General features: G+C 61.4%; 11 protein-coding genes. 3 read left to right on the top strand and 8 right to left on the bottom strand.

Going from position 1 to position 14,228, the window contains the following annotated elements:
* Positions 1–6: 6 nt before the first annotated feature.
* From F6R97_RS26705 to F6R97_RS26715, 3 genes are all read left to right on the top strand, one after another.
* Positions 7–1,785: an acyl-CoA dehydrogenase C-terminal domain-containing protein gene (locus tag F6R97_RS26705; protein WP_315867370.1), complete on the top strand. Its 1,779-nt coding sequence runs from the start codon at positions 7–9 to the stop codon at positions 1,783–1,785.
* Positions 1,786–1,807: 22 nt separating this feature from the next.
* Positions 1,808–3,451, top strand: a complete 1,644-nt coding sequence (locus F6R97_RS26710) for a fatty acid--CoA ligase (protein ID WP_315867371.1) — start codon at positions 1,808–1,810, stop codon at positions 3,449–3,451.
* A 117-nt stretch (positions 3,452–3,568) separates the two neighbouring features.
* The gene (locus F6R97_RS26715) at positions 3,569–4,576 is read left to right on the top strand and encodes an Ldh family oxidoreductase (protein ID WP_315867372.1); all 1,008 of its coding nucleotides are present in this window, start codon (positions 3,569–3,571) and stop codon (positions 4,574–4,576) included.
* 119 nt (positions 4,577–4,695) lie between these two features.
* Here F6R97_RS26715 and F6R97_RS26720 read toward each other — a convergent pair whose 3' ends face one another.
* From F6R97_RS26720 to F6R97_RS26755, 8 genes are all read right to left on the bottom strand, one after another.
* Positions 4,696–6,276 carry an aldehyde dehydrogenase (NADP(+)) gene (locus tag F6R97_RS26720; RefSeq protein ID WP_315867373.1) on the bottom strand — a complete coding sequence of 527 codons (1,581 nt, stop codon included), beginning with the start codon at positions 6,274–6,276 and terminating at the stop codon, positions 4,696–4,698.
* Between the two features lie 133 nt (positions 6,277–6,409).
* Entirely contained in the window at positions 6,410–7,804 is a 1,395-nt protein-coding gene (gene abaF / locus F6R97_RS26725; RefSeq protein WP_315867374.1) for a fosfomycin efflux MFS transporter AbaF, read from the bottom strand.
* A 71-nt stretch (positions 7,805–7,875) separates the two neighbouring features.
* Complete coding sequence (locus tag F6R97_RS26730) at positions 7,876–8,793, bottom strand: dihydrodipicolinate synthase family protein (RefSeq protein ID WP_038980161.1); 918 nt, start codon at positions 8,791–8,793, stop codon at positions 7,876–7,878.
* A 310-nt stretch (positions 8,794–9,103) separates the two neighbouring features.
* Positions 9,104–10,132 (bottom strand): trans-3-hydroxy-L-proline dehydratase, encoded by a 1,029-nt coding sequence (locus tag F6R97_RS26735; protein WP_048395047.1) that lies wholly within the window; start codon positions 10,130–10,132, stop codon positions 9,104–9,106.
* A 276-nt stretch (positions 10,133–10,408) separates the two neighbouring features.
* On the bottom strand, positions 10,409–11,131 hold the full coding sequence (locus tag F6R97_RS26740; protein WP_038980163.1) for an amino acid ABC transporter ATP-binding protein: 723 nt from the start codon (positions 11,129–11,131) through the stop codon (positions 10,409–10,411).
* A complete protein-coding gene (locus tag F6R97_RS26745; RefSeq protein WP_038980164.1) occupies positions 11,124–11,774 on the bottom strand; it encodes an amino acid ABC transporter permease in 651 nt (216 codons plus the stop codon). The genes F6R97_RS26740 and F6R97_RS26745 overlap by 8 nt, the downstream gene beginning before the upstream one ends.
* Positions 11,775–11,784: 10 nt before the next feature.
* Positions 11,785–12,450 carry an amino acid ABC transporter permease gene (locus F6R97_RS26750; RefSeq protein WP_038980165.1) on the bottom strand — a complete coding sequence of 222 codons (666 nt, stop codon included), beginning with the start codon at positions 12,448–12,450 and terminating at the stop codon, positions 11,785–11,787.
* Positions 12,443–14,221 carry an aconitase X gene (locus F6R97_RS26755; protein ID WP_038980275.1) on the bottom strand — a complete coding sequence of 593 codons (1,779 nt, stop codon included), beginning with the start codon at positions 14,219–14,221 and terminating at the stop codon, positions 12,443–12,445. The genes F6R97_RS26750 and F6R97_RS26755 overlap by 8 nt, the downstream gene beginning before the upstream one ends.
* Positions 14,222–14,228: the final 7 nt, after the last annotated feature.

Raw genomic sequence — 14,228 nt, forward strand, 5'->3', positions numbered from 1 at the left:
CCAACAATGTCTGATTACAAAGCTCCTTTGCGCGACATGCGCTTCGTACTCAACGAGGTTTTCCAGGTGTCCCGGCTATGGGCCCAACTGCCTGGCCTGGCCGAGGTGATCGATGAAGAAACCGCCGCCGCGATCCTCGAAGAGGCCGGCAAGATCAGCGGTGAAGTGATCGCGCCACTGAACCGCGCCAGCGACGAGCAGGGCTGCACCTGGAGCAAGGGCGCGGTCCAGGCTCCGGACGGTTTCGTTGCGGCCTACCAGGCATTCGCCGAAGGCGGTTGGGTGGGTGTTGGTGGCGATCCGCAGTTCGGTGGCATGGGCATGCCCAAGGCGATTTCGGCTCAGGTCGAGGAGATGGTCAACTCGGCGAGTCTGTCGTTCGGCTTGTACCCGATGCTGACCGCCGGTGCGTGCCTGTCGATCAATGCCCATGCCAGTCAGGAACTCAAGGAACGCTATTTGCCGAACATGTATGCCGGCACCTGGACCGGTTCAATGTGCCTGACCGAGGCGCATGCCGGCACAGACTTGGGCCTGATTCGCACCCGAGCCGAACCTCAGGCCGACGGCAGTTTCAAGATCAGCGGCAGCAAGATTTTCATCACCGGCGGTGAGCACGACCTCACTGAAAACATTATTCATTTGGTGCTGGCGCGGTTACCGGATGCACCGGCCGGTCCCAAGGGAATTTCGCTGTTTCTGGTGCCCAAGGTGCTGGTCAATGACGATGGCTCGCTGGGCGAGCGCAACGCGCTGTCCTGCGGTTCCATCGAGCACAAGATGGGCATCAAGGCCTCCGCCACCTGTGTGATGAATTTTGACGGGGCGACTGGCTGGATTGTCGACGCGCCGAACAAGGGCCTGGCGGCAATGTTCACCATGATGAATTACGAGCGCCTTGGCGTGGGCATCCAGGGCCTGGCGTTGGGTGAGCGCTCGTACCAGAACGCGGTCGAATACGCCCGTGACCGCCTGCAAAGCCGTTCACCGATTGGCGCGCAGAACAAGGACAAGGCCGCCGACCCGATCATCGTGCACCCGGATGTACGACGCATGCTGTTGACCATGAAAGCCTTGAACGAGGGCGGGCGTGCGTTCTCCAGCTACGTGGCGCTGCAACTGGATACCGCCAAGTACAGCGATGACGCGGCAACCCGCACCCGCGCCCAGGAACTGGTGTCGCTGCTGACTCCGGTGGCCAAGGCATTCCTCACCGACATGGGGCTGGAGACCACGGTGCATGGCCAGCAGATCTTCGGCGGCCACGGCTACATCCGCGAATGGGGCCAGGAGCAATTGATTCGCGATGTGCGCATCACGCAGATTTACGAAGGCACCAACGGTATCCAGTCGCTGGACCTGGCCGGGCGCAAGATCGTTGGCAGCGGCGGGGCGCTCTACCGGCTGTTCGCTTCGGAAATCCGCAACTTTACCGCCAAAGCCTGCGCTGACCTCGGTGAGTTCACCAAACCGTTGAACGCCGCCGTCGACACCCTCGACGAACTGACCGCATGGCTGCTTGACCGAGCCCAGAGCAACCCGAATGAAATCGGCGCGGCTTCGGTCGAGTACCTGCACGTGTTCGGCTACACCGCCTACGCCTACATGTGGGCGCGAATGGCCAAGGCTGCCATGAGCACGCATTCCAAAGATGATTTCTATGCCAGCAAACTGGCCACCGCGCGCTTCTATTTCGCCCGTCTGCTGCCACGTATCCACTCGTTGAGCGCATCGGCCAAGGCTGGCAGCGAATGCCTCTACAAGCTTGACGCAGCGCACTTCTGATCGAAGGACAAGGAACTCAACCATGATGGCGACAAAAATAATTCCGCCCGCCGATGGCGCCTATGCCTATCCCTTGCTGATCAAGCAATTGTTGCTGTCCGGCGTGCGCTACGAACCGGGCCGGGAAATCGTTTACGCCGACAAACTGCGCTACAGCTACCAGACCCTCAACCAGCGGATCCGCAGGCTGGCCAACGCCTTGACCGCTGCCGGCGTCAAGGCCGGTGATACCGTGGCCTTGCTCGACTGGGACAGCCATCGCTACTTGGAATGCTTCTTTGCGGTACCGATGATCGGCGCGGTGCTGCATACCGTGAACATTCGTCTTTCGCCGGATCAGGTGCTCTTCACCATGAACCATGCCGAGGACGACCTGGTGCTGGTGCATGATGATTTCCTGCCGCTGGTTGAACAGATTCAGGGCCGGCTTGAAACCGTCAAAGGTTACCTGCAGCTCACGGACGACACAGCAATCGATACGTGGTTACCGGTGCTGGGGGAATATGAAAACGTATTGTCCAGGGCCGCAGACCAGTACGACTTTCCCGATTTCGATGAAAACTCGGTGGCGACCCTTTTCTACACCACGGGCACCACTGGCGACCCTAAAGGCGTGTATTTCACCCACCGCCAATTGGTCCTGCACACCTTGAATGCCGTGGGCACTTTGGGCGTCTATCAAGGCCTGCCGTTGCTGCGTTCCGATGATGTGTACATGCCCATCACCCCGATGTTTCACGTGCATGCCTGGGGTGTGCCTTATGTCGCCACCCTGATGGGGCTCAAGCAGGTGTACCCCGGCCGCTACGAACCCAACAGCCTGGTCAGGCTGTATCGTGAGGAAAAGGTCACTTTTTCCCACTGCGTGCCGACCATTCTGCAGATGATCTTGAGCTGCGAGGATGCGGGACAGACCCGTTTCGATGGCTGGAAAATGCTCTTGGGTGGCAGCGCACTGACGCTGGGCATTGCCAGCGAAGCGAGCGCCCAAGGTATTCAGGTGCACAGCGGTTACGGCATGTCGGAAACCTGCCCGTTGCTGTGTCTGACGTACCTGCGTGATGAAGACCTCGAACAATCCACGCAAGCCCAGTTGCCCACTCGCATCAAGACGGGCACGCCGGTGCCGATGGTCGACCTGAAAATCATCGATGCCAATGGCAATGACGTTGCCCATGACGGCGAGTCTCTGGGCGAGATCGTGGTGCGCGCACCCTGGCTGACCCAAGGCTATTTGAAGGAACCCGAAAAGGGTGCCGAGTTGTGGCACAACGGTTGGATGCACACCGGCGACTTGGCCTCCATCGACGCCTTGGGAGGGGTGGAAATCAAAGATCGAATCAAGGATGTCATCAAGACGGGCGGGGAGTGGATCAGCTCTCTGGAACTGGAAAGCCTGATCAGCGAACACGCTGCGGTGATGTCGGTCGCGGTCGTGGGCATTGCCGATGAGCAATGGGGCGAACGGCCGATGGCGCTGGTGGTGTGCGAACCGGGGCAGTATCTCGACAGCAAGATCCTGGAGGCGCACCTGCAAGGGTTTGTCGAGCGTGGCCGCATCAACAAATGGGCGATCCCCAAGCAGTTCAAGTTCGTCGCCCAGATTCCTAAAACCAGTGTGGGGAAGATAAATAAGAAGCTGATTCGGGAAAGCGGATTGAGCTGAAAGGCGCGGCGCGCTCTCGCCAACCCTGTGCCAATTTCGTCATCCCTCGCGCCCAAACCCATCAAGCCACATCTCTGCGGATAGACCACTCTGACCGGTCTGTCCAAGGAGATGACCATGATTCGACTGACCCTGATCGAAGCCCGCGAGCTGGCCGAATCGATCCTGTTGCACAACGGTTTTAATCTGGCCCACGCGCAAGCGGTGGCGGCGACGGTGATTGCCGGCGAGCGCGATGGTTGTGCCTCCCACGGTTTGTACCGGATTCTGGGCTGCGTGAATTCCCTGCGGGCCGGCAAGGTGTCGGCCGATGCCGAACCGCAGGTGATCGACCAGGCGCCGTCGATCGTGCGGGTGGATGCCGGTGGTGGTTTCTCGCAGTTGGCGTTTCAGGCCGGGCTTGGGTTGCTGGCGGAGAAAACCCGGGCCAACGGGATTGCCGCGTTGGCGATCAATCGCTGTGTGCATTTCTCGGCGCTGTGGGTGGAGATCGAGCAGTTGACCGCCGTTAGTTTGGTGGCGCTGGCGTGTAATCCGAGCCATGCCTGGGTGGCACCGACCGGGGGACGTGTGCCGGTGTTCGGCACCAATCCTATTGCCTTTGGCTGGCCGCGTGCGGGGCAGGATCCGTTTGTGTTCGACTTCGCCACCAGTGCGATTGCCCGTGGCGATATCGAGTTGCATCGGCGTGCCGGCAAGGCGATTCCCGAGGGTTGGGGCGTGGACGCTGAGGGCCGGCCGAGCACCGATGCCAATGTGGTGCTCGACAGCGGCGCGATGCTGACGTTCGGCGGGCATAAGGGCTCGGCGCTGGCGGCAATGGTGGAGTTGATCGCCGGGCCTTTGATCGGTGATTTGACCAGTGCCGAATCGCTGGCCTATGACGCGGGCAGCAAGTCGTCGCCGTACCATGGCGAGTTGATCATCGCGCTGGATCCGCGACGTTTTCTGGGGGCGGCCACTGAGGAACATTTGTCTCGGGCCGAAGTGTTGTTCCAGGGCATTGAAGGGCAGGGCGCACGCTTGCCGTCGCAACGGCGTTATGCGGCGCGGGCACGCAGTATGGTGGAGGGGGTGCAGATTCCCGAGGCGCTGTACAACGACCTGAAAGCACTGCTGGCTTGAATGCGATGAAAATCCTGTAGGAGCGAGGCTTGCCCGCGAAGAACGATGACGCGTAATACCTGAAAAATCGCGGTGCATTCTTCGCGGGCAAGCCTCGCTCCTACAGGAGGTCGTGTTTGTTAAACCGGTTCGCGGTGGATATTGCCATCAACCAGTCGCGCAATGCCCAACGGGTTGGCGTTTTTCAGGGCGTCGGGCAACAGGGCGTCCGGGCAGTTCTGGTAGCACACCGGGCGCAGGAAGCGCTCGATGGCCAGGCTGCCGACCGAAGTGCCACGGGCGTCGGAGGTCGCTGGATAAGGCCCGCCATGCACCATGGCATCGCAGACTTCGACGCCAGTGGGGTAGCCGTTGAACAGCACCCGGCCGACCTTTTGTTCCAGCTGCACCAGCAGATCGGCGTGTTCCTTCAGGTCCTGCGTTTCGCCAATCAACGTGGCGGTGAGTTGACCGTGCAAACTGTTCAGCGCTTGTCGCAACTCGGCCTTGTCGGCTACTTCGACGACGAGGGTGGTCGGGCCGAACACTTCCTCCTGCAACAGCGGATCACCCTTGAGCAGCAGACTGACGTCGGCCTTGAACAGTTGCGGCCGCGCCTGATTGCCGTGCTGATCCTGGCCCGCCAAGCGGATTATTCCCGGATGGTCGAGCAGGGCCTGCACACCTTTTTCGTAGCTGCCAAGGGTGCCGGCGTTGAGCATGGTTTGCGCCGGTTGTTCGGCCATCAAGGTACTGAGCCGCGCGGTGAAAGCGCTGAAGTGGGGTGAGCGCATACCGATCACCAACCCCGGATTGGTACAGAACTGACCGCAACCCTGGACCACCGACGCCACCAGTTCACCGGCGATTTTCTCGCCACGCACGAGCAGGGCTTCCGGCAATACCAGTACCGGGTTGATGCTGCTCATTTCGGCGAACACCGGGATCGGTTGTGGCCGTGCGGCGGCCATGTCACAGAGGGCGCGACCGCCCTTTAGCGAGCCGGTGAAACCGACGGCCTGGATCGCCGGATGCTTGACCAGCGCCTCACCGACGCCTGCGCCGTAGATCATGTTGAACACACCTTTGGGCATGTCGGTTTGTTCGGCGGCGCGGATGATTGCATTGGCCACGCGTTCGGCGGTCGCCATGTGTCCGCTGTGGGCCTTGAACACCACCGGGCAACCGGCGGCCAAGGCGGCAGCGGTGTCACCGCCGGCGGTGGAAAAGGCCAGCGGGAAATTACTGGCGCCGAACACGGCCACCGGACCGACGCCGATCCGGTATTGGCGCAGGTCGACCCGTGGCAGTGGCTGACGTTCGGGCAAGGCGCGGTCGATGCGCGCACCATAGAAATCGCCCCGGCGCAGCACCTGAGCGAACAGGCGCATTTGGTTGCTGGTACGGCTGCGCTCACCTTGAATGCGTCCGGTCGGCAAGGCGGTTTCGCGGGTGACAAGGGCGACGAATTCGTCATCCAACGCATCCAGTTGTGCGGCGATGGCCTCAAGAAATTCTGCACGGCGAGTTGCCGGCAGATTGCGGAAGAACGGATAAGCAGCCGCAGCGGCCTGGGCGGCGGCGTCCACTTCCTCGGCGGTGGCTTGCGTGAAAGAGAAGGGTAGCGCTTCGCCGGTGCTGGCATCGTGGCTGTGCAGGGTGATGCTGCCAGCGGCGCTACGGGCACCGCCGATGTAGTTGTGGCCGATGATTTCGGGCATGGAAAACTCCTGTCGGGAAAGGTAGGTCCCCTGTAGGAGCGAGGCTTGCCCGCGAAGACGGCGTGTCAGTCGACATCAATGTTGAATGTGATGGCGCCTTCGCGGGCAAGCCTCGCTCCTACAGGTATTGGGCTCAGGCCAGTGAATCACCCTGGCGTGTGGCCGGCACGGCGCTATCTAGCGCAGCAATACGCGCAGCAGATTCCGCATCCACTTGGTGCAACGACTTGCCACGGGTTTCCCGGGTCAGGCCGACGGCGACGATGGAGATCAGCGCAGCACCCACCAGGTACCAGGCGATCGGTGTCGAGCTTTGATATTTGTTGAGCAAAGTGATGGCGATCAGCGGTGCCAGGGAACCGGCGAAGATCGGCGCCACTTGGTAGCACAGCGAAAGGGCGGTATAGCGCACATGGGTCGGGAACATTTCGGCCATCAGCGCCGAGTAGGGCGCATAGGTCATCGACTCGATGCCCAGGCCCAGAATGATCGCCGCCATGATCAGCCAGTTATTGCCGGTGTCCATCATCGGGAAACCGATAAAGCCCCAGAACGCAGTGAGCACCGCGCCGGTCAGGTAGATCGGTTTGCGCCCGACGATATCCGACAAATATCCCATCAACGGAATCAGGAAAAAGTGCACCAAGTGCGCGCCGAACATCAGCAGCAGTATTTCCGAGGTGTCCTTGTGCACCACCAGTTTCAGGTAGGTGATCGAAAAGGTGACCACGGTGTAATAGAGAATGTTCTCGGCAAAGCGTGCGCCAATCCCCACCAGCACGGCGCGCCAGTGATGACGCAGCACTTCGACCACACCCATCTGTTGCTGCTTGGTCTGTGCCTGACGGGCCTGGGCTTCTTTGAAGATCGGCGCGTCATCGACGCTGGTGCGAATCCAGTAGCCGATCAGCACCACCACCGCCGAGAACCAGAACGCCACGCGCCAACCCCAGGCGAGGAATTGTTCCTCCGACAGGTTCGACGACAACAGCAACAGCGCGACCGTGGCCACCAGGTTGCCGGCCGGCACCCCGGCTTGCGGCCAACTGGCCCAGAAGCCGCGACGGTTGTCGGGGCAGTGTTCAGACACCAGCAGAATCGCACCGCCCCATTCACCGCCAAAGGCAAAGCCCTGGATCAGCCGCAGCAGCACCAATAATACCGGCGCGGCATAGCCGATGCTGTCGAAGCCAGGCAGGCATCCCATCAGGAAGGTGGTAATGCCGACCACCACCAGGCTCAGTTGCAGCAGGCGTTTGCGGCCGAACTTGTCACCGTAGTGACCGAACACCAGACCGCCCAACGGTCGAGCGAGAAAGCCGACGGCGTACAGGGCGAAAGCGGCGATGATGCCGTCGATGGGGCTGTCAGTCTGGCGGAAGAACAACTGGCCGAAGACCAGTGCGGAGGCGGTGCCGTAGAGAAAGAATTCATACCACTCGGCGACGGTGCCGGCCATGGCGGCGGCCACTACGCGTTTGAGTCCCGAGGAGGTGGTTGCGCTTTGCGTGTGTAGAGGATTGGACATGCTGGCGTTTCCTGTAGAGGCGCAAAAACAGGCAGCCGGGCCGGGTCCGCAAAGACCCGCCCGGCAATCACTCAGAGACCGACGTCGGGCAACTCCGGACGGTTAGCCAAGGCCTTGGCCATGATCTGCTCGACGAACACCCGATCGGCTTCTGGCAGTGCCAGGCGTGGCGGACGGGTCAGCGCGCTGCCGCGACCGGCGATGGCTTCGCAGAGCTTGATGCACTGCACCAAGTCGGCACGGGCATCGAGGTGCAGGATCGGCATCAGCCATTCGTAGATCGGCATGGCTTCGGCGAAGCGACCGGCCTTGGCCAGGCGGAAGATAGTTTCGCCTTCTTTCGGGAACACGTTGGACATGCCCGAGACCCAGCCTTCGGCACCCACCGCGATGCTTTCCAGCACCACGTCGTCGAGACCGGCGAACAGCACGAAGCGGTCGCCGACTTCATTGCGCACGTCGATGAAGCGGCGGGTATCGCCGGAGGAATCCTTGAAGCACACCACGTTGTCGCAGTCGGCCAGGGAAATCAGGATGTCCGGGGTGACGTCGTTTTTGTAGATCGGCGGGTTGTTGTAGACCATCAACGGTACGTCGGCGTTTTTCGCCACGTAGCGGTAGTGCTCGGCAGTTTCGAACGGCTTGGAACCGTAGACCAGCGCCGGCATCAGCATCACGCCGTCGACACCGACCCGGCGCACGGCATTGGCGACCTTGGCCGCTTGCACGCTGGTGAACTCGGCTACACCGCAGATCACTGGCACGCGACCCCGGGAGGCGTCGACCGCGACTTCGGTCACGGCGATTTTTTCTTCGGCGCTCAATGAGGTGTTTTCCCCCACCGAACCGCACACCACCAGGCCTGATACGCCATCACGGATCACGTTGGAAATCACCTGATGGGTTTTTTCCAGGTTGATGGTGAAGTCATCGTTGAATTGAGTGGTCACCGCGGGGAAGACGCCACTCCAGTTAATACGCTTGCTCATTGTTGCCTCCGGTTCGTTAATTGTATTTCGTATACGATATTTTAAGTGGCAATATTCGGCTAGTGTTTTTTTCAATCAATCAGGTTTTTTCTGTGGGTGAAATCCCTGTGGCTAGGGAGCTTTTGTGGCGAGGGGGCTTGCCCCCGTTCGGCTGCGAAGCAGTCGTAAAATCAGCACACGTGGTCTTTCTAGAAGGTAGCGGCGGCTGATTTCAGGGCCGCTTCGCAGCCCAACGGGGGCAAGCCCCCTCGCCACAGGTAGTTCTCTCACCACAGCAACCCCCTCGCCACAAAAGCTCTTCGGTTCGGCGTCAGGCACCCGGCCAGGTGTCAGACAGGCGATAGCCCTGTGGCCACGGATCGCTCGGATCGAGCAGCAATTGATGAGTGCCGGTGATCCAGGCCCGGCCGGAAATGCATGGGTAGATCGCCGGGCGTCCGGCCACTTCGGTCAGGGAGTCGATGCGGCAGTGGAATTCGGAACCGATGATCGAACGGCCAATAAAGCGCTCGCCCACCTGCATCAAGCCCTTGGCCTGCAGCACCGCCATGCGCGCCGAGCAGCCGGTGCCGGTGGGTGAGCGGTCGATCTTGCCGGGTTGAATCACCACCGCGTTGGCGCCGGTGGCGATGCCGTTTTCAACGACGATGGGCGCGGCAATCTGGCAGAAAGAAATATGTGACCACTCGGGGTTCAGCGGATGGACGAAGCCCAATTGTTCATTGGCCGCGCGAGTGATTTTCAACCCGACCGCCACCAGGTCGGCAGCCTCATCAGGACGAATGGAAAAGCCCAGGCGTTCGGCGTCGGCGATCACAAAGCTGTCGCCGCCATACGCAGTGTCGACCTGCAACGAGCCGAGGCCTTCGACTTCGATCCAGGCGTCGAGGCGGTCAGCGAAGGAGGGCACGTTCTTGATTTCTACCCGCTCGACCTTGCCATCACGGCAATCGGCCACGGCCTCGATCAGGCCGCCGGGCGCTTCGAGCACCAATCGGGTTTGCGGTTCGGTCATCGGTAGAATGCCGCTGTCGAGCAGCACCGTGGCGACGCACAGCGAGTTGGAGCCGGACATCGGTGGCGTGTCCGCCGGTTCCATGATGATCCAGGCCATTTGCGCCCGAGGATCCTTGGCCGGCACCAGCAGGTTGACGTGACGGAATACGCCGCCGCGAGGCTCGTTGAGCACGAAGTTGCGCAGTGTCTGATCCTTGGCGATCCAGCGCGATTGCTCCCACACGGTGGCGCCCGGTGGCGGGGCGACGCCGCCGACGATCACATCGCCGACTTCGCCTTCGGCGTGACAGCTGACTACATGAATCACTTTCGATGAGCGCATTGCCTTCTCCTTGTTGCGTCTGTCAGGGCCTCATCGCGGGCAAGCCCGCTCCCACAGGGTTATTGGTGTACACAAAGTTGGTGGCCAACACAGATACCTGTGGGAGCGGGCTTGCCCGCGATGGGGCCATCCGTTACTTCACCGATTTCAGAAATGCCGCAGTCTCCATATGCACCGGGTTACTAATCACCTCTCACAGTGATTTGGGTTGGCCACCGATTTTGCGTACACCAACAACCCTTGTGGGAGCGGGCTTGCCCGCGATGGGGCCATCCGTTACTTCACCGATTTCAGAAATGCCGCCGTTTCCGCATGCACCGGATTACCGATCACCTGATCCGGCGAGCCGATCTCGTGCACCAGGCCATTGCGAAAGAACGCCACGCGGTCGGAGACATCGCGGGCAAAGCGGATTTCGTGGGTCACCAGCACCATGGTCATGCCGTCTTCGGCGAGCATGCGCATGGTGTCCAGCACCTCACCGACCAATTGCGGATCGAGGGCCGACGTGGCCTCGTCGAACAGCATGTAATCCGGCGACATGGCCAAGGCGCGAGCGATGGCCATGCGTTGTTGCTGGCCTCCGGACAACTTGCCAGGGAAAGTCTTGAGCTTGTCGGCAAGGCCCACGTGGGTCAGTTGTCGCACCGCCAGTTCCTCGGCTTCGGCCTTGCTTTTACCCAAGACTTTGCGCGGCGCCAGCATCACGTTTTCGAGCACCGTCAGATGCGGGAAGGCATTCCATTGCTGGAACACAATGCCGATTTTCTGCCGCAGGCGGTTGAGGTCGGTGGCGCTGTGATGGACCTCGACGCCGTCGACGCGGATGTTGCCTTTCTGGATCGGTTCCAGGCCGTTGATGCACATCAGCAGGGTCGATTTGCCGGAGCCCGAACCGCCGATGATCGACACCACCTCGCCCTTGTTTACCGTCAGGCTGACACCCTTGACCACGGCGAGGTCGCCGAAGGATTTATGTACGTTGTCGATCTCAATCATTTTCTTGCCACCTTCTTTCCAGACGAGCGCCCAGGCGTGCGACCACCAGGCTCATGACGTAGTAAATAAGGCCCGCGATGCACAGCACCAGCAACGGTTCCTGGATGCGGGTGACGATGGTTTGCGAAGCGCGCAGCAGTTCGACGATGCCGATCCACATCACCAGCGCGGTGTCTTTCATCACGCCGAGCACCAGATTCAGCCAGCCCGGAAAAGCCACCCGGGTGGCCATCGGCAGGACGATCCAGCGCAGGTCCTGCAAGAAACTCAGCCCCAGTGAACGACTGGCCCGGCGCACGGTGAACGGCACCGACAACACGCCTGCACGCACGATCTCGGTGAAGTACGCGGCGGCGTAAACCCCCAGCACAATGCAGCCGACGCTGAAGGCGCTGATGTTCAAGCCGACGATGCTTTTGAGTGAGTTGAACAGCACGAACTGGATCAGCAACGGCACGCTGCGAAACACGTCCAGCACCCAGGCCAGGGGCAAACTGGCCCGCGGCAACAAGGCCCGCAGCAGTCCGAAGAGCAAGCCGGCGAGGGAGCCGAGCATGATCGACCAGAACGTCAGTTGCAGCGTGACCCAGGCGCCATTGAGCAGGAACAACAGGTCATTGGAGGAAAAACCGGTGGAAAACATGCACAGCTCCTCAGTAACGGAACAACCGCCAGGCCATCAGCCGGGCTGCCGCGACGATCGCCTTGGCAATCAGGTAATACAGCACCGCTGCGATGGCGAAGAACTCGAAGGTGCGGAACGTTTTGACGTTGTAGTCCTGGGTCACGCCGGTCAGGTCATTGTTCAGCCCGACGATCACCCCCAGTGACGTCATCAGCACCGCCCAGACCATTTGATTGGTCAGCGGGTAGAAGACGATCCGCAGCAACTGCGGGACGATGATCATGCGGTAGGCCTGAAAGGCACTCATGCCCAGCGAACGTGCGGCGCGCACTTGTGTGTCCGGTACGGCCTTGAGGCCACCGCGAAAGTTCTCCGCCAGATACCCGGCATTGTTGAAGGTGATCCCGGCCAGCAGGGCGAGCCATGAACTGACGTGCATGCCCAGAGAGCCGAGGCCGAAGTAGAGGACGTAGATCTGGAACAGCGACGGGGTGTTGCGCGCGATCGATACCCAGCCGTTGCCAAAGCCACGCAGCAACGGGTGTTTGGCTTCACGCATCACCGTCAGGCCGAGGGCGATCAGCACACCGAAGATCATCGACAACGCCGCGGTCTCGAAGGTGACCAGGGCACCGGCGAGCATGTCCGGCAGGGCGCGCAGCGCTGAGCGCCATTGGAAACTGTAGTCAAACATGCGCAGGGCTCTCCAGTAGGGCGGCAGGTTGTAACCACGTCGGCAGGCGCCCGCTGGCGGTGGCATTGCAGGCGGCATCGACGCATTCTTTGAGGCTGGCGAAATGCACTTTGCGGCCCACCAGGCCGGGTGCGTAATGGGCGTATTTGCCGGAGTTGGTCATCAAGGTTTTTGCGGCCAGCGGGATCACCGGTTCGCCGAGCATGCACCAGCAGGTATCGGTGACCAGGGTGGCGCCGAAAGCTTCGATCACGGCGATATGCCCGGCTTCGCGAGCCTGCTCCAGCACGGCACGGCCGCAGGTAATGGCGAGGACCACGTCTGGGTGTTTGTGCCGACCGAGGCACAGCCGCGCGAGGTGGGCGAACTCGCTGAGGGAGAAATGCGGATTGCCCAACGACACCACATCCACCCGGTTGTCGCGGGCACTGTTGAGTTCGCGCCAGCTGACCAATAGATCGATCAGGCGGATTTTTTTCACGGGTATGGATTCATCCACTTCCAGCACCTGTGTTGGGTCGAGTGCTTCCGGAGTTACTCCGGCGATATGGAACAGTGGTGCAGCGGACGTGGTGGCAAATGCCGCGCCGAACGCTTTGAGGTCGTCCAGGCTTGGCTGGCGGTTTTCCAACCCGTGCACCAGTGGAATCCGGCTGCCCGCCAGCGCGCCGATGTGGTAACCGAGCAACGGGTAGAACGCGTCGTCCAGTTCACCCAGGGCGGGCAACTCGATCTGCAGTCGGGCCTTGCGTTGTGCGTCCAGATGGCAGCCGATCAAGGGCGCGCGGCCGGTCAGCGCGATGCAGATGTCCAGGTAGTCCGGGTATTTCAGGGTGCGTGCGCCGAGCACGCTGTTGGCGTAGACCACCGCGTTGGATTCGGCCCAGACGATCTGCTCGCCAACCTTCGGCGCGCTGTCGAGCAGGTAGGGCGCGCAGGTGAAACTCAGCTGTGCGCCCATCGCCATATAAGCATCGCCCAAGGCACTGGCCGGTTCACCGAGGGCCGGATCGATGCCCAGCTCCCGCCAGCGGCGCTGGTCCACGGAAATCGAATTGAGGGTGGTGGGCACCCGCACTGTTGCTCCCCATTGCACCAACTGTTGGGCAAAACGCAGGCTCGCAGGTCCCGTGTAGATGCAGCCATCGATGTGCGCCTGGGTGACGTCCACCAAATGTCGGGCACCTTGCAGTTCGGCCATGCGCAGGACGATCTGCATCGCTACCTGCGCGGCCTTGCCATGCTGGCCGTCGAGCAGCGCCCGGTCGTGTTCGGTGAGTGCGATCGCGGTGCCGATATCGGTGCTCGGCAAAGGGCTGTCGAGTGCCTGCCAGGCATCGCCCGGCAGGTGCTCGAACAGGCTCAGCGTTGTGTCCTCGACCCGAGCGAAGGCCTTGCCGCGCAGAGCGGCGAAGGCCTCCCGACCGATGCACAGCACCGGCAGGGAACGCTCGAAAATGGTCTGTGCCACGAGCACGCCCAGGGTCAGGATCTCATCGGGCTCGGCCAGCACCAGTGCGGCCGGTGCGTGACCGTTGCTGATCAGCTCCATCAACACGCTACTGCCGGTGCACGAGCCTCGACCGCTGGGGATGGCCAGCACGCGGCCGGCCAGGTACTCGCCGCTGAGCGGGTGGTGACGGTCAATGATCTCGCCGCTATACGGATCGACCCCGCCCCAGAAACTCAAGCCCACATCGGCGAACAGCAGGGCGCCCTCGGCGGCGCCCGCGACCAGGCTGCGACCGGTCAGAGAAATTGACCCAGGCATGCCGGAC

Source organism: Pseudomonas sp. JV414, assembly GCF_032424305.1.
Classification (GTDB): domain Bacteria; phylum Pseudomonadota; class Gammaproteobacteria; order Pseudomonadales; family Pseudomonadaceae; genus Aquipseudomonas; species Aquipseudomonas lini.